Source organism: Pedobacter folensis (assembly GCF_056490665.1).
This window is the reverse complement of sequence record NZ_JBWJIF010000003.1, coordinates 543524-568376: the sequence shown is the minus strand read 5'-3', so window position 1 is coordinate 568376 and position 24853 is coordinate 543524. Positions and strand designations below refer to the sequence as shown.

At 41.6% G+C, this 24853-nt stretch carries 17 protein-coding genes and 2 tRNA genes; 7 read left to right on the top strand and 12 right to left on the bottom strand.

Going from position 1 to position 24853, the window contains the following annotated elements:
* Positions 1 to 6: 6 nt before the first annotated feature.
* From AC04QZ_RS16925 to AC04QZ_RS16905, 5 genes are all read right to left on the bottom strand, one after another.
* Positions 7 to 1572, bottom strand: coding sequence for a SusC/RagA family TonB-linked outer membrane protein (locus tag AC04QZ_RS16925; protein ID WP_478358738.1), 1566 nt, complete (start codon positions 1570 to 1572; stop codon positions 7 to 9).
* A complete protein-coding gene (locus AC04QZ_RS16920; protein ID WP_478358737.1) occupies positions 1566 to 3308 on the bottom strand; it encodes a SusC/RagA family TonB-linked outer membrane protein in 1743 nt (580 codons plus the stop codon). Before AC04QZ_RS16920 ends, AC04QZ_RS16925 begins: the two co-directional genes overlap by 7 nt.
* Before the next feature lie 171 nt (positions 3309 to 3479).
* Positions 3480 to 4421, bottom strand: a complete 942-nt coding sequence (locus tag AC04QZ_RS16915; protein ID WP_478358736.1) for a FecR family protein — start codon at positions 4419 to 4421, stop codon at positions 3480 to 3482.
* Positions 4422 to 4484: 63 nt separating this feature from the next.
* Positions 4485 to 5000 (bottom strand): RNA polymerase sigma-70 factor, encoded by a 516-nt coding sequence (locus tag AC04QZ_RS16910; RefSeq protein WP_478358735.1) that lies wholly within the window; start codon positions 4998 to 5000, stop codon positions 4485 to 4487.
* A 226-nt stretch (positions 5001 to 5226) separates the two neighbouring features.
* The gene (locus tag AC04QZ_RS16905; RefSeq protein WP_478358734.1) at positions 5227 to 5709 is read right to left on the bottom strand and encodes a GNAT family N-acetyltransferase; all 483 of its coding nucleotides are present in this window, start codon (positions 5707 to 5709) and stop codon (positions 5227 to 5229) included.
* 265 nt (positions 5710 to 5974) lie between these two features.
* On the opposite strand from AC04QZ_RS16905, the gene AC04QZ_RS16900 reads away from it, so the two are divergent.
* Positions 5975 to 6577 (top strand): hypothetical protein, encoded by a 603-nt coding sequence (locus AC04QZ_RS16900; protein WP_086549243.1) that lies wholly within the window; start codon positions 5975 to 5977, stop codon positions 6575 to 6577.
* Between the two features lie 68 nt (positions 6578 to 6645).
* Here AC04QZ_RS16900 and AC04QZ_RS16895 read toward each other — a convergent pair whose 3' ends face one another.
* Complete coding sequence (locus tag AC04QZ_RS16895; RefSeq protein ID WP_478358733.1) at positions 6646 to 8253, bottom strand: S41 family peptidase; 1608 nt, start codon at positions 8251 to 8253, stop codon at positions 6646 to 6648.
* Between the two features lie 320 nt (positions 8254 to 8573).
* Here AC04QZ_RS16895 and AC04QZ_RS16890 point away from each other — a divergent pair, with 320 nt between their 5' ends.
* Positions 8574 to 9023, top strand: coding sequence for an SRPBCC family protein (locus tag AC04QZ_RS16890; RefSeq protein ID WP_086545102.1), 450 nt, complete (start codon positions 8574 to 8576; stop codon positions 9021 to 9023).
* Positions 9024 to 9082: 59 nt separating this feature from the next.
* Here the strand turns inward: AC04QZ_RS16890 and AC04QZ_RS16885 are convergent.
* The 4 genes from AC04QZ_RS16885 to AC04QZ_RS16870 form a co-directional block, all read right to left on the bottom strand.
* A tRNA-Phe gene (locus AC04QZ_RS16885) sits at positions 9083 to 9155 on the bottom strand.
* Between the two features lie 249 nt (positions 9156 to 9404).
* Positions 9405 to 12368 carry a beta-galactosidase gene (locus tag AC04QZ_RS16880; RefSeq protein WP_478358732.1) on the bottom strand — a complete coding sequence of 988 codons (2964 nt, stop codon included), beginning with the start codon at positions 12366 to 12368 and terminating at the stop codon, positions 9405 to 9407.
* Positions 12369 to 12432: 64 nt separating this feature from the next.
* Positions 12433 to 13788 carry a ligand-binding sensor domain-containing protein gene (locus tag AC04QZ_RS16875; RefSeq protein ID WP_478358731.1) on the bottom strand — a complete coding sequence of 452 codons (1356 nt, stop codon included), beginning with the start codon at positions 13786 to 13788 and terminating at the stop codon, positions 12433 to 12435.
* A gap of 216 nt (positions 13789 to 14004) precedes the next feature.
* On the bottom strand, positions 14005 to 15867 hold the full coding sequence (locus AC04QZ_RS16870; protein ID WP_478358730.1) for a glycoside hydrolase family 35 protein: 1863 nt from the start codon (positions 15865 to 15867) through the stop codon (positions 14005 to 14007).
* Between the two features lie 524 nt (positions 15868 to 16391).
* Here AC04QZ_RS16870 and AC04QZ_RS16865 point away from each other — a divergent pair.
* The 3 genes from AC04QZ_RS16865 to AC04QZ_RS16855 are packed head-to-tail and all read left to right on the top strand — an operon-like array spanning position 16392 to position 20852.
* Positions 16392 to 17783, top strand: coding sequence for a helix-turn-helix transcriptional regulator (locus AC04QZ_RS16865; protein WP_478358729.1), 1392 nt, complete (start codon positions 16392 to 16394; stop codon positions 17781 to 17783).
* Positions 17784 to 17820: 37 nt separating this feature from the next.
* A complete protein-coding gene (locus tag AC04QZ_RS16860) occupies positions 17821 to 19335 on the top strand; it encodes a carbohydrate binding domain-containing protein (protein WP_478358728.1) in 1515 nt (504 codons plus the stop codon).
* 26 nt (positions 19336 to 19361) lie between these two features.
* Positions 19362 to 20852: an RICIN domain-containing protein gene (locus AC04QZ_RS16855; protein WP_478358727.1), complete on the top strand. Its 1491-nt coding sequence runs from the start codon at positions 19362 to 19364 to the stop codon at positions 20850 to 20852.
* Positions 20853 to 20966: 114 nt separating this feature from the next.
* On the opposite strand, the gene AC04QZ_RS16850 is transcribed toward AC04QZ_RS16855, so the two are convergent.
* Positions 20967 to 21039, bottom strand: a tRNA-Phe gene (locus AC04QZ_RS16850).
* Positions 21040 to 21267: 228 nt separating this feature from the next.
* Here AC04QZ_RS16850 and AC04QZ_RS16845 point away from each other — a divergent pair.
* Together AC04QZ_RS16845 and AC04QZ_RS16840 are read left to right on the top strand one after the other, a co-directional pair.
* Positions 21268 to 22563 (top strand): 4Fe-4S dicluster domain-containing protein, encoded by a 1296-nt coding sequence (locus AC04QZ_RS16845; protein ID WP_478358726.1) that lies wholly within the window; start codon positions 21268 to 21270, stop codon positions 22561 to 22563.
* Positions 22564 to 22643: 80 nt separating this feature from the next.
* On the top strand, positions 22644 to 23432 hold the full coding sequence (locus AC04QZ_RS16840) for a (Fe-S)-binding protein (protein ID WP_478358725.1): 789 nt from the start codon (positions 22644 to 22646) through the stop codon (positions 23430 to 23432).
* An 81-nt stretch (positions 23433 to 23513) separates the two neighbouring features.
* Here the strand turns inward: AC04QZ_RS16840 and AC04QZ_RS16835 are convergent, their stop codons facing one another.
* Positions 23514 to 24851 (bottom strand): TldD/PmbA family protein, encoded by a 1338-nt coding sequence (locus AC04QZ_RS16835; RefSeq protein WP_478358724.1) that lies wholly within the window; start codon positions 24849 to 24851, stop codon positions 23514 to 23516.
* Positions 24852 to 24853 lie beyond the last annotated feature (2 nt).

Sequence of the window (24853 nt, the reverse complement as noted above, 5' to 3'; positions counted from 1 at the left end):
TGGTGATTATAGATTTACACTTAAACCAAGGATAAAGCTTCTTGCCTGTGGATAACGGCCAACATCCAGTCCGTTATTGTCCATTCCGATTTCCGGATCGAAACCAGAATAATTTGTAATGGTAAAGAGGTTATTTGCAGTGGCATAAATCCTTACCCCTCCTGTTTTCAATTTATTGGCAAGCGATTTTGGCAAACTGTAACCCAGTGTTACATTACGGATACGCAGGTAAGAACCGTCTTCGATATAAAAATCGGAAGCATTAAAGTTTCCATTGGCATCGCTCGTTGAAATGATCGGCACTTTTCCACCCGGGTTCTCTGGCGACCAAGCATCCAGGATGCCCACCAATTTATTATACGATGGACCGCTGGCACTATACGTGGTACGTTTTACGGCATTAAACAATTTGTTCCCCTGTACGCCCTGCGCAAAAATATTAATGTCGAAATTTTTATAACTCGCATTAAAGCTCAGGCCATAAGTGAAATCGGGATAAGCGCTGCCTGCGAAATAACGGTCGTTTCCATCAATCGATCCGTCGCCATTGATATCAACAAATTTAAAATCACCCGCTTTTGCATTCGGCTGAATTTTAGTTCCTTTCACATTTTTATAATTATCAGCTTCAGCCTGACTCTGGAAAATACCATCGGTTTTTAACACATAATAACTGTATAATGGTTGCCCTACCCTGATGGTAAGTGGAGCAAGCTCGTTACGGAAATTGGTACCTACCGCAATGTTTTCCAATCCTGGAGCAAGCTCCTGCACTTTGTTATTAACCTTGGTTAAAGTAGCGTTTACGCTATAAGTAAATGCCGCGTTTTTATCACTATTGTAGGTTAAGCCCAGTTCTATGCCTTTATCTTTTACAATCCCGGCATTGATGGTTTGTGTATTTAAACCAGCTGTTCCAGGTAACGATCTCGTCAGGATCATTTTATTGGTTTCTTTGATAAAATAATCTGCATTCAGGCTTAATCTGCCCAGAACAGCTACATCAATACCAAAGTTTGTTTGTTTTGATTCTGCCCATGTTAAATCTTTGTTGGCCAGAACAGTTTGTACATAACCATTTTGCAGCGTTGGTGTCTGCCCGAAATAACTTTGGGTTGCACTTAATAATGGATTTACTGCTGAAGCATTAAGCGATGCTAAATTACCCAATATGCCATAGCTGCCTCTCAGTTTCAGTTCGTTCAGCCAGGAAGCATCCTTAAGAAAGTCTTCTTTGCTCACTACCCATCCTGCAGAAGCCGATCCGTAATTTTTTGTCCTGTTATTTTTACTGAGCAGCGATGATCCGTCACGGCGCCCGATTAACGAGAGCAGGTATTTTTCTTTATAGTTATAGTTGGCCCTAACAAATAATGAAGAAAGTGCCTGTTCAGACATCCCGCTAACCGAAGGCTGTATCACGGTTGCATTTACCAGATACCTGTATTGCGGCGATTCGTCATCAAAACCTGCTCCCGAAGCTGATAAGCTGTTACTTTTTGTTTTCTGAAAAGAATAACCACCTGTAAGATCGAGCTGATGACTGCCAAAAGCAGCTTTATAGCTTAACACCTGCTCGGCAAGAAAATCGTTACTGCGGCGCTGCTTTCCTGCAAACTATTGCTCAATACCGGTTTCCCTACCTCAGGTCTTTTGGGTGTAAAGCTTTTAAATGCGGCATCTGATTTGGTGATACTCAAATTAGACCTAAAAGTTAAACCTTTGATCAATTTAATATTAACATAAGGATTAACCGCCAACACATTTACCGGGTTATTGATATCGATGCGTTGTAAATCGGCAACAGGGTTCACAATATCACCATAATCGCCCGCATATTGCCCGCCCGGTAAACCTGCAAAACTGCCATCGGCATTGTAAGGCGTACCATTGGTTGGATAATAAATCGCAGAAAGCAAAGCACCGGTATAATCGCTACTGGTATTGGCGCCATTTCCATTGGTACTGCTGTACGACAGGTTTTCGCCTACTCTTAACCAGTTGGTTACCTCATGTTCGGTATTGATCCTGAAATTGTAGCGTTTGGTTTGGGTGTTTAAAACGATGCCTTCGGCATTACGGTAATTGAAACTCAGGTAATAATTAGATTTTTCACTGCCACCGTTTATAGCGGCATTGTAATCCTGTACCATTCCATTTCTAAAAACTTCGTCCATCCAGTTGGTGCGGGTAACCTGCCCATCAGGATATTTCGAAGCATCAAAAGCAGGCAATATGGTTGTACCTCCGTTTTTGGCTGCAGTGGCGGCTACCTGTGCCCGTTGCTGAGCATTTAATGGTTCCAGTTTTCGCCATGCGCTTTGTTGCCCCAACTTGGCATCAAAACTGATCTGCATTTTACCGCTTTTACCTTTTTTGGTGGTAATCAATATTACCCCACCTGACGCCCTTGCCCCATAAATTGCGCTCGCCCCATCCTTTAGCACAGAAATCGATTCAATATCATTGGGGTTAAGCTGTGGCACACCCAGAAAAATAGACCCATCAATTACATAAAGTACACTTTCTCCGTTGATACCTCCGGCACCGCGAATGTTGATGCGAGGTGTAGCCGTTGGATCGCCACCCTCATTGGTTACAATTACCCCAGGTGATTTTCCTGCCAGCACCTCTCCTACACTATTCAGTGAGCGGGAAGAAAGTTTATCCAGTCCCACAATGGTAATTGCACCCGTTAAGGTTTCCTTTTTCTGCGTACCGTAACCTACCACCACTACATCGGCAAGCGTAGAACGTTCTTCGCTCAACACCATATTGATTACCTGGTTTTCGCCAACTTTTACTTCTTTAGTACGGTAACCGATCATCGAAAATGAAAGTATAGCATCAGCGCCCACCTCAATACGGTAAGCACCATTACCATCAGTTATGGTTCCGCTTTGTGTACCCAGTACTTTAACCGAAACACCCGGTAAAGTTACACCTGTCGAGTCTTTTACTATCCCGGTAATAATACGGTCGGGTTTGTTAAAAACGGCATTATTTAATATGACATAACCGCCCTTTTCTAAAACCTGCAAGCCCAGCCTATCCAGCAATGACCTTACGGGTTCAGTGGTGAAATCGCCACTTACAAACATATTTTTCTGTTGTAGCTGGTCGGGATTGTATACAAAGCTTAATCCAGTGCGCGACTCGATTTCTTTGATAATTTCGGTTATTTTACGGCCTTTGTTAATCGTAATACTAACCGTTGTCTTCTCTAACTTTTGCGCCATACCAGCAGAAGCCAATATTGAGCTGCAAAATATGCAGAGGATTGAAAATGTTAAACATGAGTATTTCATGATCTTATAAAGAGCTGGTGTCCTCTTATGGGAGGTAGTTTTCATTGTTTAATTTGTTTGATTTTATTTATTTGTAAAGCTTTAATTATGCTGACGCCTATGGTCAGAAAGAAAGATTACGATGACCGATCTAACCGGTACCGCAGATGATTGCTATATCATACCTTTATCTCATCTGTATATATTAAATGTTTTATGATTTTTTGATGCATTGAATTTTAGGTGGTGGAGGCTGCAGATAATGTCCAAAATCTCTTCCGGCGATTGCCTGCTGGTAAAAACGGCTGTACTTTTAAGTTTGCCTAAAGCGGTATCGCCCAGTAAAATTTTAATACTGAACACGTATTGAAGTTTACTGATTACCTGTTCTAAAGTTGCGCCGTCAAAAGCAAGTTCAACAAAGGCAGCTGCTTTAATTTTACTGACTGCAGCACTGCCCGCATTTTTATCATAGGTTAAACACTCATCTTTGATGAGCGTAGCCAGATTTCCTTTTTTATTGCTCACGGCAACCTTTCCGGTAACTACGGCAACTTCGATCTGTTTACTGGCCTGGTAAGACTTCACCTTAAATGAAGTACCCAGCACTTTGATATTTATACCTGATGCGGTATGTACCGTAAATGGTCTTTTCGCCTGATGGACAATATCAAAAAAAGCTTCACCTTCTTTTAGTTCGATCTGGCGGCTGTTTGAGGCAAATACTTTGGGATAAATGAGTTTTGCAGAAGGACCCAACAAAACCACCGAACCATCTGATAAGGTAATGCGTTTTCGCTCTGCCGCTTTGGTAATTACGGTAAGCTGACCTTCAATAAATTTTACCGGCGCACTGAGCTTCCAGATGGTTAAACCCAATGTAATAAGAACCAATACTGCGGCGGCTATCCTAATAAAAGGGCTAAGCTTGAGTACCTTGCCTGTTTTTTTGTACATAGCGGCTTTAAGGTGAACAAACATTTGTTCCCCTATTGCTGCTTTCCGCTCTGCATTAAGTTCAATATTTTCCTGACTGAGCGTTTCATACCACGCTTCAACTATTTTTTGCTCTTTCGGATTTGCCTGCTTATCGAGATATTTCTGCAGCAGCTCCTTTGCCTGTTCTTCTGTCATTTAAATACATGTCAGTTGAAAAGCAGATGGGTACTAACCAAAAATGTTATCTATAAATTAACTTTATGTTAAGCCAATCAAAGCCGCGATGAGCAGGATATAGGAAAGGCTTTTTTTAAGCAGTTTCAGGGCAGCAGAGATCTGGTTTTTTACCGTTTGTACCGAAACATCAAGTTCTGAGGCGATTTCTTTAATGGATTTCTCCTGTTTCCGGCTCATTGAAAATACCAGTTGCATTTTCTCTGGCAAGAGCGCTATAGCCGCGTCTACCTCTAAGTGCAGCTCTTTTAAAATCAGCTGATCATCTGCGGCAGCCGTATGTTGTTCATCCATAAGTGTTATAAGTGCAGTTTGGTGCTGCTCTTTAACGCTCCCCGACCTGAAATAATTAATCACTTTGTATTTTACAGCACCATGCAGGTAAGCGCCCAGACTTCCCGATAAGTTAATTGCCGCCCGGTTTTCCCAGAGGGAAATGAAAATTTCCTGCGTAATATCCTGTGCGACGGCTTCATCTCCGGTTTTTTTGAGGGCAATATCAAAAACATCTTCCCAATAGCTACGATAGATTTCTTCCATAGCCTGATGGTTTCCGTGCTGTAAAGATGAAAGTAATGAATTGCTCAAAGGATGCCGCTTTATAAAAAGCAAAGCTAGCGGCCCAATATTCCTTTAATATTAATAAATCTTAAAGAGTAGGTGATGATGATGGAAAATGTAAGATGGAAAATGGACAGGGTTCTGCGCCATTAGCCATATCCATGAGAAACAGTTATCATTTCGACGATATTACACCATCAAAAAACTAAAGCACTAGCAGCATCCAAACATTACAGGCAAAATGCCCTGAATTACCGAGTGGTGCAGTGAGTTTTTTAAACCCTGCTTTTTCGTACATAGCAATTGCCCGGGTAAGTTCAGGAAACGATTCCAGGTAAATCTCATTATAGCCAAAATGCTGGGCCGATTCTATACTTTTTTCCATGAGCATTTTGCCGATACCTTTTCCGCGTGAAGATGCTGAGGTATACAATTTAACCAGCTCAACACAACCATCCGGCAAACCTTCGGTTGGATAAATGCCACAGCCGCCAATAATAACGCCATCCTCTTGGGCCAGCCAGTAAGCCGATTGAGGGTGTTCGAAAACTGTAGACAGCTCATCGGTTGTCGGATCAGTATAAACCGTACCCGGCTTGTCTATTTTAAATTCTCTTAAAATCGTCCTGATCATTTCAGCCGTAGCCTTATTATCTGCGGCAGTTATCTTTCGGATGGTAATGGCCATGTTTTTTATTTTTTTTGTAAAGTTAATGGTTTAGGTTAATTCTTGCGCGGTTAGGTTAATTGTTTAAATTGATAGACTGTTAAATTGTTATGATTTGATCTTCAGTTAACCGATTTAAACAATTACCCGATTAACCAAACTTTGAAACTAATCAGTTTGAATTAACCTAAGCGTTCTGAAATAGATTTATTATTTTGGCGTTATGTTTGCAGTATATCAATATCCAAATTTTTGGGTACTTATACAATCACCTAACACACATAAAATGAAACATGGATTATTAGTATGCCTTTTAACTGTTGGCCTTTTCGGCTGCGGAATAAACAGGCAGGCCCAGCAGATAAAAGCCTTGGAAGACTGCACTTATAAAATTACAGGTGTACAACAGGTATCGATTGCGGGCACAGACGTTAAAAAATTAATGGACCAGCAAAGTTTTAGCTTAACCAGTTTACCTGGGGTTGCCCTTGGCCTGCTAAGAAAAGACATTCCACTTAGGGCCAATCTGAATTTAGAAATAACCAACCCATCAGGCAATTTAGCAGCCATCAACCAGTTCGAATATAAAATATTGGTTAATAACACCGATCTGGCAGAAGGAATCGTTAATCAAAATGTAAGTATTGCACAAGGTCAAACGGTTACTGTTCCGGTGCAGCTGGTAAGCAATATTTATGGATTAGTATCTAACGGAAACGTTTTTAACGATATTATCAAAGCTGCTCAAAAAGGATCTTCTTCAAAAGATGAAAAACTAGGTTTATTAACCATTAAAATAAAGCCAACCTTTATGCTGGGCAATACGCCTGTTAAATATCCAGGTTACATTACCATTAACAAAGATATCAGCAGTAAAATATTATTGTAAATAGCACCACAAATAAAAATGCCCGCTTAACAAACATGTTAAGCGGGCATTTTTGTTAAAAAGCTTGATTAAAATCTTTTATCAGGTGTCATAATCATTCCTTTAATTCCTTTAGGATCCAGTTTTTCATCCAGTGCCCTCAGTTCTGCGACCGATAGTTTTGGCGGCAGTGCTGTTGTAGTGGTACTCAAGCTAGCAGTTTTCGCTGCTGTGGTCACAAAATTACCGTTTTTGGCATACAACAATGCATAAGCCAGTAAGGTCTCTGTTTCATCTCCCCACGCTTTGCTTAAGTCTTCTGCTGATTCTTTATCAACCGTCAAACCAGAATAGTAGCCACCAACTCCGAGTTTATTTTTGGTTTCAAATTCGGGAATATACATATCCACCTTATCTATTCTGATCGGAAAGAAACCAACAGGTTTACCATAGGTTGTTCTGCCAATTAGCTTTACATCCATTACCGGTTTCAAACTGTTAATGGTTAATTCGCTTGCAGATGCAGTAGATCCCGTTACGATAAAATAAACCCTGTTTAAGTTTAAACTACCTGATTTTGCAAATTTCTCAATATTATCAGCGGCTGTAGGCGAATAATTTAAATCGGCATAAGTGGCATACTTTCCGTTTACACCCGTGGTAAAGGTTTGTAATTTACCTGCATCATCTAACAATGGCTGGTGTGCCAAAACGGAAGCTTTGCGCTGCGCAGTCGTGATCGATTGCAAATAAGCATTGTAATAAGAAGTAAACATCGTATTCCCTGTTTCTCCTGCTGGTGCGGCTAAATTAATCATCTGGGTAGCTGTTGAAACATAACCACCACCGTTATAGCGTAAATCAATAATCAATTCACTTACCCCCTGGGTAGCGAAACTAGAAAAAGCGGTATTTATAGCTGTAGAGGCATTATTGGTAAAGCTATTAAATACAATGTAACCCACTTTCTTGGTGCCAACCGTATAAACATGGGTAAACAATATTGGATTAACCGTATATAAGCTGCTTGATATAACGGCTGTTTTTGGATTGCCATCAATATCATTAAAAGCCAAAGTCACATTTGCATTTGTACCAAAAATGGCATTATTTAAAAAATTAATCGCACCAGGATAGGTCAGATCCGTCCTTCCATTTACACTGGTTATCCTGCAACCACGTGTTAAGCCCTGAACTGCTGCCGGTGAGTTAGGGTAAACATATTTTACCCTTAAATCGGTAGTGCTATTATACTGATACTGAACAGAAAAACCGTAGTCATTGGCCGAGCCATTTACATCAGCTTTAAGTGCACCTGTTTTCCCCGATGTAGCTGCCGTATAATCGAAAAACGAATATTTAGGCTCGCCATAAGAAGTGCTTACAAATTCATATGGTTTTCCTGTTGCCGGATCCAATGAATATTGGGTCATGGCATATAACTCAGCTTCATTCGAACTAAATGCACGTGGATTAAACACCTCATAAGTTGGCAGCGAAGTATTCCAGTAATAAAGTTCTTTACCGTATAAAAAAATAGAATCTTTAGTCAATTCTTCCCGCGTTCCGCTAGGTGTTGTCACAACTGGCGGAGATACGGGCTCTTCAGGCACAGGATTACTCTTTTTGCAGCCAGTAATGACCCCAAAGCTTAAAAAACCCAGCGCAGCCAGGTAAAGGAATATCTTATTTCTCATTTAAATTATGATAACATTATCTTTTATATACGTATTGGGCAATAGTTAAGTTGTTCGGAAAGAAACTTTTGTCTACCAACAAACTAAATTTAATTCAAAATATTGTGCTCTTGAACATATGTATCGGTCAATTACGTAAATCTACCGATTAAATTACTTTTCGCTGAGATATTTAATAAATTTTAACATAATTAGATTAAACCAACATTCGGGTCATAGTCCTTATGCCCCCACAAATTGTCGCCTTTGCACCGCTTAAGTCAATCAAATTCGCTGCAAATTTGTTATACTTAATTATTTGATTTAAAAATCTAAGAACCATGAAAAAGATCGAATTTAAAACCACAATTAACGCCACAGCAGAAAAAGTTTGGGATGCGCTTTTTGGCGTGGAAACCTACCCTAAGTGGACAGCTGCTTTTATGGAAGGATCGCGAGTAGAAACCGATTGGAAAAAAGGAAGCAAGGCCCTGTTTCTAGGTAATAATGGAGATGGAATGGTAGCGGTTATTAAAGAAAATATCCCTAACCGGTACATGTCTATCCAACACCTGGGCGAAATAAAAGATGGTAAGGAAGACTTAAGCGGGGATTGGGGCGAAACACTCGAGAATTATACCCTCAGTGAAAAAGATGGCAAAACAGAACTCCTTATTGATATGGATATTAACGATGAGTGGAGAGATTATTTCGAAAAAACCTGGCCAAAAGCTTTAGATAAGGTTAAAGAAATAGCCGAAAAACACAATGAATATCATGTAGAGACCTAAATAAACATACTCAAAAACCAAAAAAGCCTTACATTTCTGTAAGGCTTTTGTTTTATAAGTGGTGCCACCTGGATTCGAACCAGGGACACAAGGATTTTCAGTCCTTTGCTCTACCGACTGAGCTATGGCACCCCCTTTTGGGATTGCAAATGTAGTATTCTTTTTCCCAAATCCAAAAAAAGGATTTAAAATTATTTAAAAAAATAAAGACTTTATTAACCATTTGCATTCATTTTTCTGACAATCAACAAGATGCAATCCAAAAAAATAATTCTTCTATTATTGATATCCAGCGCCACCACATCGAGATCACCAACCACCACTGCATAACTACCACATTTGCGTTTTCATTTGTCAGGGAGATTATTTTTTTCACAAACGTCACTTGATCCTGATGGTAGCGGTTTCCCGGCTGGCGGCATTTTCCGGTGTAATACGTACAGCATCTGGCCGGTTACCATATTGATCATAAATAATTACCGTATTATCACCTGCTTTTAACCAGCATTCGGGGATATAAAGTCCGTTAACGGGTACACGTTCCGGATAACCTCCTATGTTATGGCCATTAATAAAGACAAACCCATGGCTTAATCCTTCAAAAGAAATGCGCCACATGGGATGGTTATTGGGCTTTGTTTTTTCCAGCCGGAAAGTATTTTTATAAAAGTAAGGACGGTTAAATTTTTCTGTTGATTCGACTTCTGACCAGCCATCAGCAGAAAGCATATCACCAGGACCGCCTTTCATTTTCCAACCTTTCAATTTGAGGTCATCGTTATAAATGATCTCTACCGGCTTATCAATGCCCCCGGCTCCATAATGGTTCTCCAGGAATACGGAAAGCACAATCGGTTTATTGGTGCCGTCATTCTGATAAACCGCTGTAAAAGGTTTATTCCAGTCACCTGCCCTGGCTACGGGCTTACCGTTAATAAACACAACGGCCTTGTCATCAACACTCCGAAACCGGAATTCTGTCGGCACACGACCATCTTTTATAGGGATTATGGCCTGAAACCAGGCGAAGCCAGCCTTTTGACTGAAGGGATCATCTCCAATTTTATAGCTTTCGGCATTTGTAAAATCAGGAACAGGCTGGTTTTCGTCATGGCGTTCGCCGGCAAGTTTAACCATCTTCCAGTTATCAACGAGTCCGGGTGCCCCCCGAAGCATAATGACTTCGCCCGCAATGCCTTTCTTGTCAACCTCACTGAGATAACCAATAAAGTTATAAAGCTTATCCCGGCCATCGTGTGCGGTATAAATCGCAAGCATATGGTCACCGGTTTCGACATCAAATTGAAGTTGATCACTATAACCAGCTGTAACGCGTTTACCATCAACAAACACAATGTAGCGACCAACACCGCTACTGATGTTGAGTTTGTAGCGGCCACTTTTTTGGATTTTAATATGTGTTCTGTACCAGGCATTGGCAGAAATATCTTTATCGGCTCCCATTTCAAGGGGTTTATCGCTTGCCAGCCATTCGCGATCATCAAAATCAGGTAAGGCTGCTGCTGAAGCCGATTTTGCTAACCAGTTATTATTAAGCACTGCATTTGGTCTGGAGATCAGATTTCTGGAGGGAACGATATGTTTTTTTAATTGATCGCCGAATACCCAAACCGGGAATTTTTTATTTTCCTTCCAGAAATACTCGGTGTTTAGCGTGATGGCTTGATTGGTTGAAATATGAAAATCAGCTACATATTCCGGCCCAACCACCACAAATTGCTGTTTTTTTTCTTCTACAAACCAGGAACGGTCTGCCAGTTCGGTGCTCAGTGCCAATATGCGCAGCGTTTGCCCACCCGTAATTAAATCCTGCACAAGCGGTGCATCTTTGCCATAGCTTAACTGAATATTATGTAATTTTCCATTGGAAAGGTGTTTTAAGGGGCCAACGCTTTTGGTTTGGCCTGTTATGCGCAAACTTAAGGAGCCTTGTGAGCCTGGGAGACCATATACAACAAGCGTAGTGGTTTTTCCATTCCGGGCGATACCCAGCACCCGCGTATAGGCACCCAGCAGGGTTACCTTTTCTGTCAGATTGAAATTTTGGACAACCGGCAAAATCTCACCAGGCTCCAGATTGATTGTAAAATTTCCTTTAGCACCTGCCAGTCCCTGACCTGAATAAGGCAATATTCCTTTACCATAATTGTCGATAAATGAAATGGTACCGGCAGTGCTTATGCGTGAGTTGATCGTATAGCTGCTGCCAATACCCTTAAGTTGTTGAACCGGGCCGGCCGTACTGTTCTCTAGGATCTGTTCAAAACTACGTGCAAAGAGACCATTTCGTTTAAACTGATAATAAATAGGCCTCAAATCGCCGGTTTGGCCTACAGCAGCGCCATAATCATAACAGGCCGCATCTTCATGACTGAAGCTGTAATCGAAATTGGTACCGCCATGGGCCATATAGTAATTATAACCATTGCCACCGCGAGCAATAATTTTCCAGGTTCGTCTGCCAAAAGTATCTGCGTCAGCTTTAGTAGAACCATAACGATCATACCAAACACTCCAGAACTCGGTTGTAAACCACGGGCTTGGCCGTTTGGGGTCGTCCAATGAAACCTTATTTCCGGCCGGGTCGCCACCATGATTGAGGCCGCTGAAAAAATATGGTACCTGCAGGCCCAGTGCTAATGCTTTTTCCTGTAGATGTTTAAAATAGGTATTCGGTATATTGGTTCCCCATGATAAAGGATGCTCATTTTCCAGTTGGACCAATATAACCGGGCCACCAAGATGGATTTGCTGACGGCTGACAATAGGCATCAAATTATCAAGAAACCGATCCATATATTTTTCGAAAGGTGCATTTGGAGAACGCACTTGCAGGTTATCTTTAAAGCGTAGCCATATCGGATAACCGCCACTATCCCACTCACCACAATAATAAGGCCCTACCCTCACAATGGCATACAAGTCTAGCTGTTTACATATTTTTAAAAAATTATCGAGATCACGGTCTCCCGCAAAGTCAAACTTTCCTTCGAAGGGCTCATGAAAATTCCAAAACGTATAAACTTCGACACAATTAAAGCCACCTCTTTTCAAGCGAAGGAGGCGATCATACCAAAGTTCGTGAGGGATACGGGCATACTCCATGCCTGCCGAAACCAGAAAAGTACGTTTTCCGTTTAACAGGAAACCCTTAGCATCAAAACTGATGAATTTTTTAGCGGCGTCTGCGGGCGGAAATATATGATCATTGATTTGGCAAAAAGCCGGGCTGTTAATGTTTAACAGTCCGAAAAATATTAAAATAGGTAAAAGGCAAAATTTGCGTTTCCTGAAATGATTGATTTGAATGGAAGATATGGTCATGTGTACAATAATAGCGGCTGTTTAAAATCTAAATTATTTTTGCTAATCAGTATATTGGTCAGGTCTAAATTATTGCAACTCTGTTGGCGCAGGGATAATATTTGAATGTGCCCGAGCCCGGGTTATAACGGTTAATACCCCCACCGAATGTTGCTATCCAGATCACATCATTATTGCTTCTTACAATGCTGGTCACATTGTTACTCGTCAGCGATTGTGGGTTACCGTTTTCATGACGGTAAGTTTTAAAACCCTTCAACCGGTCCCAGAGCGATATTCCTCCGCCATCCGTTCCGATCCAGATTTTCCCGTCACGATCTTCGCAGAAGGATAATATAAAATCGCTGACCAAACTTTGCTGGCTCAGCGGATTACGGTATATATGCTTGAATTCGTTTCGCTTGCGATCCAGGACATTGATTCCACCACGCAGTGTGCCAACCCAGATCCGATGTTCTTCATCTTTTAAAATAACACTTATCGCATTGCTGTTCAATGAGGATGGGCTTTCACCTGCAGTCTGATAAGAAAAACTTTCCTTTTCAGTATCCATAATATTAATTCCACCGCCATCTGTCGCGATCAGCAACCGGTTCCTTCGATCAAATGCCAGGCTAAGAATGCGCTGAGCAAGAAGTTGACCGGGGGCTACACTATACCATTTAAAGCTTTTAGCTGAAATGTTATAGCGATAAAGTCCGTGGTCTGTACCAATCCACAGGTTTCCCGATTGATCGACCTCAATGGAATTTGCATTCCGGATATCCCCATTGCTACTCACCAAAGAAATCTGCTTTGAACGGTAGTCGTAATAAGCCAGTCCTTTCGCGGGGTTGATCAGCCAGGCCCGGTCCTGAACTGGCCGGATGGCACGGATGGAATAAGGGGTCAGCACTTTTTCACCGGGTTGAAAAGATACCTGACGCGTTTCCCGGGAGTGATTATCGTAAACCAGAAGCCCCAGATCAGATGAGCCGATGAACACATCACCATGATTTCCTCCTTTTATGGCATAAATTTCCTGATCGATAGGTCTCGCCTTTCTATCATTATAAGCTTTAAATATTGGTTTGACAAATTTGGAAGGGAAACTGTGCAGCACGCTTATTCCTCTTTTCGTAGCAATCCAAAGCGTCCCTGAGCCATCTTCCGCCATACCAATAACCTGATTGTTGACAAGTGATGAGCTATCATTGGGGTTATTCCGGTAAATACGGAAACTGTAACCATTGTATTGATTCAGGCCATCATCTGTTCCGAACCACATAAAACCAAAATGATCTTTATATATCGCATTAACCGAATTATTGGAGAGCCCTTTTTCGATTCCTAAGTGGGAGAACATATCCTGTGCATGCAGGTCCGTAAACCTGATAATCAGTATGATTAAAAAAAATAAGTAACGAAAAATTTTTTTCATGTTATTTTTTTAAAGGTTCCGATCCCAAGGCCTCGCCAGGGAGTAATCGATATAAAATCAATTACAAATGAACGATTTTTTTTGAGGTTTGTAAATTTATAAGGACATGCCTTGCCAGGGCCTTTTTATGCAGTGCAGCCATACCCGTACATATTCTCAACTCAGTATATTTTTATACCTGTGAAAATATATAGTGAAATTAAAAATAGGTATAATTTAATCGATCTTACGCGGCAAATGGTCGGGTACGCTATGGTCAATTCCATCGAGCAAAGGATGGTCGATCCCCGTTATTTCGTTCTGGTTGGGCCGGAGTAATTCCAGTACCTCGATCGAATTAACACCTTTACGTAACCACTCTGCGGGAAGATAAAGCGTTTCCTGTGGACCGATGCTCCAATACTTACCCAGGTTATGGCCATTCACCCATACCATTCCTTTCCCCCACTTACGCATATCAAGGTAGGTATCGCCAATAGCAGTGAGGTTGAACGTGCCCTTTTTAATAACAGGCGTATTTCCGGCCTTGATGGTTGACTGGTATTTGATTTTTGACAGATCGTTGAAAGGAAAGCGGTACATTGTCCAGCCTTTAATTTTTCGATTGTTAAAGCTTACGTACCCCGTTATTCCTTTACGGTTTTGCAATAAGTATTTCCCGAAATTAATCCGTCCAAGATTTTCTACCAGAATATCCAATACGACCTTCCCTTGTGGAAGACTTATATTTAAACTATCCTGGTTCAAACGGCGGTCAAGCGTAGCGATCTGCTTACCATTAACCATGATCAATGCATAATCGCGCAGCTCTTTGATTTTCAATGTGCCTTTAATACCGCCGGTTAGTGTAGTTCTGTAAAGTACAAATCCATAATCCTGCAGGAGTTCCTCGAAAGTGAGGGGACTATCGTGATAAGTTCCCTTAGAAAGATTCCCCGTTAATGCTGCCGTAAGCCCAAGTTTTATAGTTGGTATCCGTATGGCTGGTTTAGGATTGGGAACAGGTGGTAGCGTTGTTCCGGCAGGCAGGTGCTTTTGAATAACGGATCGAAATGCATGGAATTTCGCTGTGGCATTGCCTGCCTCATCCAGAGGGGCATCATAGTCATAACTACTAATCTGCGGTTCATAAGGGGTTTCATCCTTAAAATTCGCGCCGTTCATAAAACCGCGTGTTGTACCGCCGTGAAACATATACATATTAATGGATATTCCGGCGGCAAGTACCGAGTCTAATTTACCCGTAAATCGAGCTGCCGGCACGGTATGATGAGGAGCTCCCCACCAGTCGAACCAGGCGGGATACCATTCAGCGATATAATAAGGCCCTTTGCCGTTATGATGATCTGCGATCAGTTTCTTCACCTGTTCAGGGTTATCAAGCCCGTTAACTGCCGGCAACAGGCCCGGAAGATAACCATTGGTCAGGTCAGCTGCAGGGTCACAGGTATATAACAGTCCGTCGAAACCAGCTTTTATAAATAATTTCTGATTGATCGAAAGATATTCCTTATCGCTGCCGTAAGAGCCATACTCATTCTCAATCTGGACCATTAATATATTGCCACCGTGGTTAACCTGTAATGGTGCCAGCTGCTTGCCAACCTCCATGATGTATTTTTCATACTCCTTTAAATAAAGCGGGTCCTTACTCCGCACCACAAGTCCTTTTTCGTTTTCCAGCCAATAGGGATAACCACCAAATTCCCATTCTGCGCATACATATGGGCTTGGCCTTAAAATAACCCACAAACCTTCTTCCTTAGCTATTCTGACAAATTCGGCCACATCATTATTGCCTTTAAAGTCGAAGATACCCTTTTGGGGTTCGTGAAGGTTCCAGAATACATAAGTTCCGATGGTATTAAGCCCCATTGCCTTTGCCATCTTCATCCTTGACCGCCAGGCTTCTCGTGGAATCCTCGGATAATGAATTTCACCACTGATCATTTGGAATGGTTTACCATCAAGTAAAAAAGCATCATCACCAAGGGCGAAAGTGTGTGTTTCCTGCGCGAAAACGGGGATTGTAAAAAGTAAAGCGAGTATTACCGCTCTGATTGTGTTAAATAAATACATACAGCTCTTTATTAAGTAATAATTGGTTTAAATAGATCATCTCTGATTGCAAACAGCACAGGATACCCTGCACGCCACATTGATTCTGCTCACGCAATTCCTGAGCTCTGCAAATCTGAAATAAACGTAGAAATTAGCTAAAGCACCACACAGGTAGGAAATCATAATTTTGGGGAGGTAAATCGGTATTCCCCGTCCATGGTAGCTTTAACCCTCATCAAATGATGATAAAGATTACGCCTTTTAACCAGGGATATGAATCAGAAGGTTTTTTTAACTGCCCGATTGCAGTCGCCCGACACAAGAGATGATTGACTTAACAGAAAAAGAAAGTATTGTTAAGTTCCCGCCTAAAATAAAAAGTCTTCGTCGAAGACACTTCATAAAAAAAACAGCACCTGAACACCCAGAGCGGCTTTATACGAGAAACGACCCCTAAAATTATGATTCCCTACCCGCTTAGATCGGTCGTATATCTATAGGTTTACATCCGCTAACCAAAAGCATTCAGGTTGCCGTACCATATGCAAAAAAAACATTCACATGATCTTCAGGAAAAGGATCTGGACATTATCGGTCTGGCACAACTGGCTTATTCGGGTTTAACCGACCAGGCGAAGCATAAGGGCATTGAAGTCGATTTAAAGCTTACCGGCACAGACACCCAATTCCAAAAAGCAGATATTCACCAGATAGAATTACTCTTATATATCATGCTTTCAACCTCCATCAACCTGGCGCGTCCAAAAAGCACTATTGTATTGGCAGTGACGGATAAAGCAGGAGCGGCCGAGATCAGCGTTTCTTTTTCTGCAGTAGGATTGGGCAGAAACAGAACGGAAAATGTAGGAAAAATGGATTCTTCCATCAAAACCATCGCTTTTCTGCTCGGACAATTTCCGGTAATACCAAATTCCAGTTCCCCGGCAGACATCTCAGAACAAAACTGGACACTTAATTTACATCAAACAACAAGCGGCCTCGAGATGATGTTTACCGATAAAAAAATACAAACATCGTATATGAGGAGCTTGGGCTCGGCCTATGATGCCATAGCTGAAACCGCAATACCTGAACATTTGCGCCATTTAGATCTGCCATTCAACTGTATTACCTCTGTCCTGGTAATTAAGTCTAATGAAGCACCTCATGTGTTATTTAAGCACAACCATTGCACTTTCAGTGTAATTTCCTATCGGGAAAATATTAGAGATCTTCTTGAGCAGGTTAAGAGTAAGCTACCAGAACTCATCATTTGCCTTGCCGACCCCGAAGCAACTCCGGTAACAGCGATGGCGGCGGCTATCAAGTCTGTCCACATATTTAACCACATCCCGGTTATCATTGCCTCGAGGAACGGCAAAATCTCCAAGCATATTTGCTCAGGCCTTAACGTCCCCTATTACCGGTATACAGCCCAATCAGATGAAACAGTAGCTGAAGCAATCGAATTAATAATGGCCAGAAGACAGCTGCTTCAAAAATATTTTTATCGGGAGGTGTGCGGAAATGAGTTGAAAAACATTCCTTTTATGTATCAGGAGCTTGTAGCAGTATGTACCGCAATCATTGAACAGCACCTCCTGAATCAATCTTTTACCATTCATCAGTTATGCGAACTGATTGGCATGAGTTATTCCAGTTTATTTAAAAAAATGAAAGCGGCCACAGGACTTTCTGTAAACGGCTTTATCAGATATATACGACTATGTAAAGCAGCACATTTACTGCTCGGCAGCATGTGTAAAGTTCAGGAAGCCGCACTTAAGGTTGGCATCTCAGATATTAAATATTTCCGCGAAAAATTTATCGAACTGTTTGGTATGCGACCTTCCCTCTTTGCAAAAACGCATAGGGCTGCCTTTAGCTTCGAACAAACTACAATCCTGGAGAAACAAATACAATTCACTAAATAAAAAATCAATCACTTTAAAAAGAAAAAAAAAGAAACAGATGAGAAAAATATCCATGAAATGGGCTCTGGTAGCTATGATAACACTTTCGGTTTCCGCTCTAAAAGCATCAGTTCAGCAAACTGAAGGTAATAATCCTTCTAACGACAGGCCTCCTGCGGAAGATGCAGGCAAAAATAAAGTGATAAAAAACCTCCCGATACTCAAATCAGGTCCATGGCTGGACCTTGATGATACGCACCCTTCAGCTACATTTACTGTTAGTGCATCCGACCTGCAAAGCGATCAGCCGATCAATATTACTGCAACTTCAGGCTTTTCTGTAAAACCCCAGGTAATTCCGGCTAATGCGCAAAATGCCACCGTAACGGTTACCTTAAACAGCACCAAAAAACTGACTCTTGGACATGTGATCCTCAGAAGCGGCGCTACCAGATCTTATGTAAACTTAAAAGGTTATGGAAGCAAAATGACCACCAAAGCCATGGCCGATAACCCGAAATATGCAGGTGGTAGGGATGCCGAAATAACCTTTGGCGAAAAAGAGGGCTTCAATCCCGATGTCAACGGGTTTACCATGGAATTCAAAGTAAATACGGATAGCTTAAAGGAATTTTATCCTTATGCTGTTACGAATAAAGGGATTGGTTTTAAAGCCTATATTAATGCCAAAGGGATGGGTTTATACAACGGATTAGACAAAAAAGAGCTGTTTAATCCCACAATCAATGAAGAAAGCGGTCTTGGCCAGTTTTACAATGATGATAAAAGATCTCATACATACCGCTATTCGTTTACCAGAGACAATCGGATTATCATTTTCAAGGACAACTTGCTGATTGATAGCGTGCGTGCTACAGATTACGGCACCCAGCCTGAGTTTGCGGTTGGAAACGGCGATATGGTAGAGAACCTGCTGAAGAATCCAAACTTTGAAGGCGAATTTAATACGGCCTACGATAACCATATCGCAACGAAGATAGAAGGCTGGGATGTGCTGATCGGTGACCGTTATAATTCCGAGCAATTTATCAAAAATCAGGAGATCAACAACCAACAGGATTTTGACAATCATATTTTAAGCATGAACAATTATAAATGGGCAGATGGTTGGTCTGCCTCCGAGATCGGGCAGGTAATAGATGTTGTACCTAATGAAACTTATACACTTTCGGCACTGGTACGCGGCGGTATCAAAAAAGAGGGTCCCACCATGGGGGTGATCAAGATCCAGGAAGTACAGGACAATTCACTCGGAACCTCCGTGGATGTGACCGATAACAACTGGCAAACCTATTCTCTTGACTACACCACCTCTGCAACCTGCAAGCAAATCCGCATATTTTTCTACCTGGAACGAGATAAATGGGGCGCCACGATTAGTCCGCTGGAGGTGGATAACGTGAAGCTGACCGGAAAATCAAGGACTTATGCAGCAAAGGCAGGATTCCAGAATACATCCACAGGTATAGACTATTTTACGTTCGATACTACCGGGGCCTATGCGCCTAACCTAAATCCTCAGATAAACATTTCTGTAGGAAAAGCTAAGTAAAAGAATAATATACCAATCATAAGTTTATGAAATTTTATCTGCTAATTATACTATTGCTCGTATCGGGCATGGTTAATGCCCAAAATAATTTTAAGCCTGGAGAGATTTGGAAAGATCAGAATGGGAAGGCAATAAATGCACACGGCGGCTGCGTGATCAACAATAATGGAACCTATTATTGGTTTGGTGAAAACCGCACGGGCGGAAAATCTAATGGAATTAGTTGTTATCGCTCAACAAACCTTTATAACTGGGAGCGGTTAGGACTAGCACTAACGCTTTCCGGTCTTCCTCAGGCAGATCTGAATGATCTGGCGCAAGGGCGTAAGTTGGAACGTCCAAAGGTGATTTTCAACAAAACCACCAAAAAATGGGTGATGTGGGCGCATTGGGAAAAAGAGAACGGTTATGAGGCTGCGCGTGTGGTGGTCGCAACCAGTGATAAAGTTGAAGGGCCTTATCAATTGTATAAAACATTCCGGCCAAATGATCATGATTCGAGAGACATGACGCTATTTGAAGATCACGACGGAACCGCTTATCATTTCAGCGCGACCGATATGAACAAGAGTATCAACGTGATTCGCTTGAGGCCCGATTACCTTGAAGGCAGCCCCACTGAGAACAAAATTCTGATTGGCGAACGTGCGGAAGCACCGGCTATATTCAAAGTGGGTGATGTTTATTTTGGCTTATTCTCCGGGTCTACCGGCTGGGATCCAAATCCAGGAAGGAGCGCCTATAGCTGGAACATCCTGGGAAATTGGAGCATAGGCTCAAATTTTGCGGTAGATCAGATGAAAGAGCTGACTTATCAGTCGCAAAGCGCCTATGTATTCAAAGTGGGCGGAAAAGAGAATGCCTTCGTTTATTATGGTGACCGATGGGATGCCAAAGACCTTGGGGCATCACGATATGTATGGCTGCCCATTAGTATGCGGTCAGGCTACCCTACTGTAACCTGGCATCAAAGCTGGGACTTAAGCATTTTCAATGCGATGTATCGTTATAAACGGGCCAAGGCGATTATCAGTAATAATAATTACAGTTTATTGGAAAAACAATCCAACCGCCTGGTATCAAAACCTGCGAACGGATTTTCGATCGCCGATGATGACGACAATATCAATCTTAGCTTTCAATTCTTACCTACTGCAAATCCCTCGGTATTTAAGTTGAAGGATGTTAAAAGCGGAAAATACCTGGAATCTGTTTTTAATACTTTGAGATTAAATGAAGTCAATGTGAAAGGGAGCCAGGAATGGGAATTTTATCCGCAAAATGATGGTTATTTCAAGATCAGAAATAAGGCTGACGGAAAATATTTGACCGTTTCAGGGGGAGCCACCTTTTCAGGCAGCGGTTTGTATCTCAACGCCGCAGATGATACTATTCCACAAAACTTTGCAGTTTATTTCGATTCTGCAAAATACCAGTATGAGGCGGCCGATATCTTTTCAGCGGCTTACCATGCGGAGTGCATCAAACAGGCCGCGCAAAGCAAGCTTCAGCATTGATTTACTGGGTATACTCCGAAAGGGAAAATATTATTTATCCGGATAAAAACCTCCGGATAAGAAGCTAAAATAAAAAAGGTCATTTTCAATCGAAAATGACCTTTTTAACGTTTGTGGTGCCACCTGGATTCGAACCAGGGACACAAGGATTTTCAGTCCTTTGCTCTACCGACTGAGCTATGGCACCATCCGTTTGGGATTGCAAATGTAGCGTTCTTTTTTCAAAAGCAAAACTTTTTTTCGATTATTTCATTGTTACTCTGATTATCAATTAATTAATTTTTCACCTTTCTTAAAAAAGGCCTTAATCGTTGCTTAGAATGAGTACAAACAAACAATTTTATTATATTTTTTATGCATGCATAGTAATTTATTTAGATTAATATCCTAATTTAGCGTAACAATCTAATATTGCATGGTAGCACAGATCCTTTTTCTAGTACTTACACTTGCAGCAATTGCGCTGTTTACAGTTAATCTGCGTAAAATAATTCGCAATATCCGTTTAGGCAAACCGGTAGATCGACAAGATCAGCCGCAAAAAAGGTTAATGACCATGCTTCGCGTGGCTTTTGGCCAATCTAAAATGGTTGTGCGGCCTATCCCCGCCTTTCTCCACTTTTTTGTTTATATCGGTTTCGTGATCATTAACATTGAAGTATTGGAAATCATCATCGACGGTTTATTTGGCACACACCGTATTTTTAATGGTTTGGGTGGTTTATATAATTTTCTGATCGGCTCTTTCGAAATCCTGGCCTTTACCGTTTGGGTTTCCTGCGCGATTTTTCTCGTCCGCAGAAATATCCTAAAATTGAAACGCTTTAGTGGTGTAGAGATGAAAAGCTGGCCAAAATCTGATGCCAATTATATCCTCATCACCGAGATTTTATTAATGAGTGCCTTTATCTTAATGAATGCAGCCGATGCAAAATTACAGCTTTTAGGTGCCAGTCATTACGTTAATGCAGGTGCATTTCCTGTAAGCCAGTATTTAATCAATATCCTGCCTTCCTCAGAAAGCGCCCTGGTTGTGATAGAGCGCAGCTGTTGGTGGTTCCACATTATAGGTATTTTGGCTTTCTTAAATTACCTGCCTTATTCTAAACATTTTCATATTCTCTTTGCTTTTCCAAACACCTACTTTTCTAATCTGGAGCCTAAAGGCGAGTTTACCAATATGGCCTCCGTTACCAATGAGGTGAAGGCCATGCTTGATCCTTCTTTTGTTCCGGCAGAAACAGAACCCGGTAAATTTGGCGCCAAAGATGTAACCGACTTAAGCTGGGTAAACCTGATGAATGCCTATACCTGTACAGAATGCGGAAGATGTACTTCGGTATGCCCGGCAAATATCACAGGTAAACTGTTATCGCCGCGAAAAATCATGATGGATACCCGCGACCGTATTACCGAGGTGGGACAAAATATTGATAAACACGGTGCAGAACACCAGGATGGAAAATCTTTATTGGATGATTACATCAGCAGAGAAGAAATTTGGGCTTGTACCAGCTGTAACGCTTGTGTAGAGGCTTGTCCGGTAAATATTGATCCCTTACAGATTATTACAGAGCTTCGCCGTTTTGCCGTGATGGAAGAGTCGCAGGCACCGGGAAGTATTAATGCCATGATGGGAAATATTGAGAATAACCAGGCACCCTGGAAATACTCTCCGGCTGACCGTTTTAACTGGGCACAAGAAAGCTAGCAATTGATAGTTTTCAGTTGGCATTGAATTAAAAGAATAATTACATCAGGTCTTAATACTTGATAATAGATAATAGACAAATGGAATTTAAAGTCCCTACAATGGCCGAGTTGATGGCCGCAGGAGAAGAACCGGAAATATTATTTTGGGTAGGTTGTGCTGGAAGTTACGATGAAAGAGCGCAGAAAATTACCCGCGACATTTGCAAAATCTTACATCATGTAGGTATAAAATATGCTGTTTTAGGAACAGAAGAAAGCTGTACAGGCGATCCTGCCAAAAGAGCTGGTAACGAGTTCCTGTTCCAGATGCAGGCCATGACAAATATTGAGGTATTGAATGCCTACAACATCAAAAAAATTGTAACAGGCTGTCCGCATTGCTTCAACACCATTAAAAATGAATATCCGGGTTTGGGCGGCACTTACGAGGTGATTCACCATAGCCAATTGATCCAGGACCTGATTAACGAAGGCAAACTAAAAGCCGAAGGTGGTGAAAGTTTCAAAGGCAAAAAAATCACTTATCACGATCCGTGTTACCTGGGCCGTGGAAATGGCATTTATGAAGCGCCTAGAAAAGCCCTGGAGGTACTTGATGCTCAATTGGTGGAGATGAAACGCTGCAAAAGCAATGGTTTATGTTGTGGTGCCGGTGGTGCACAGATGTTTAAAGAACCTGAAAAAGGGAATAAAGATATCAATGTAGAACGTATTGACGAGGCTTTACAAACCAACCCACAGGTGATTGCTGCTGGTTGCCCTTTCTGTATGACGATGCTGAGTGACGGCATTAAATTAAAGGATAAAGAGCAGGAAGTTAAGGTATTGGATATTGCGGAGATCACCGCAAGGGCAAACGGACTTTAATTTTCTCCATTTCAACTAAAATAAACAAAGCCTGAACATCGACGATGCTCAGGCTTTGTTATGTTGTTCATTACCATTTTGCTATACCGCATCAGATAAAGAAGTGAAAGTAAAATCCCTGATCCTTAACGGCGGCAACAGATAATTGGCTTCCGATTCGGCGCTTACTGTTCTTTCGGTTATTCCGATTTCGTCGAGGTTATTCAACATAATAATCGGACTTTCGTTGAAACGGAAATTTTTAACCGGAAACTTAATCTCGCCGTTTTCGATGTAAAAAGTGCCATCCCTGGTCAGCCCTGTTAACAAGAGGGTTTGCGGATCTACCGTACGGATATACCACAAACGTGTAACCAATATACCTTTTTCTGTTCCTTTAATCAGCTCTTCCAAAGTTTTGGTTCCACCTTGCATAATGGCACCACCCGGAAATGGGATCGCTTTAATCCCGGTTTTTTGCGCCCAATATCTCGAGCTGTATAAATTTTTAACTACTCCTTTTTCTATCCAGTTTACTTTCTGCTGTGGCCTTCCATCCCCAGACCATGTTGCAGTTGGCAATTCAGGATTCCAGGGATCTGAGTAAATATTCACTCTTTCATCTACCAGCTGTTCACCCAATTTTGTCTTACCTCCGGTTTTGCTCATAAAACTCCGTCCTTCATCGGCCTGTCTGGCATCCATCGAGAAGAATAAATTCTCCAGCATTACCGCCACGGCAGTTGGTTCTAAAATAACAGTATATTTTCCTGGTTCTATGGCCTTTGCCGTTACCGACGACATTGCCTTTTTGGCTGCTATGGCCGTATCGGCCTTTGCATTGAGTTTACTAAAATCGTTATATCCCCTTGTGGCATAACCAGAACCTTTACCATCATCAGTTCTTACCGTAATGTTAAAAGCAACATCGGTTGAAGTATTGTAGGCAAATAAACCCTTACTGTTCATCATTGCGGAACAACCCACACTGTTTGATAAAAATCCTGCAGCATTCAGTTTATTATCCATTGCCTGTTTTAAACTGGCCTGTACGGCATCGGCCCGGTCTTTTGGGGTAACAGCTGCTGTAGCCGGAGAAAATGTAGGAGAATCGGCACCATATTCCTGAGGACCAAGAAAAGGCATAAATTCAGGGTTTTCTGGTGCAAGTTGTGCAAGTTCTTCTGCCCTGCGCACTACTTTTTGTAGTGAAGCATCATCAAACTCATTTATGGTTGCTGTACCAAGTTTCTTCCCGAAGGCTGAACTCACCACCAAACTGTTAGCACTAATTCCGCCACTGGTAGAAACGGCGTTTCTGGCATACCTCAGGTTGCCGCTATCCGAACAATTTAAATTTATTTCACATTGTTCTGCTTTAGAGTAAGAAAGTACTTTAGTTAAAAGTGCCTTTGCTTCTGCTTTTGTTAAGATTGGCATAA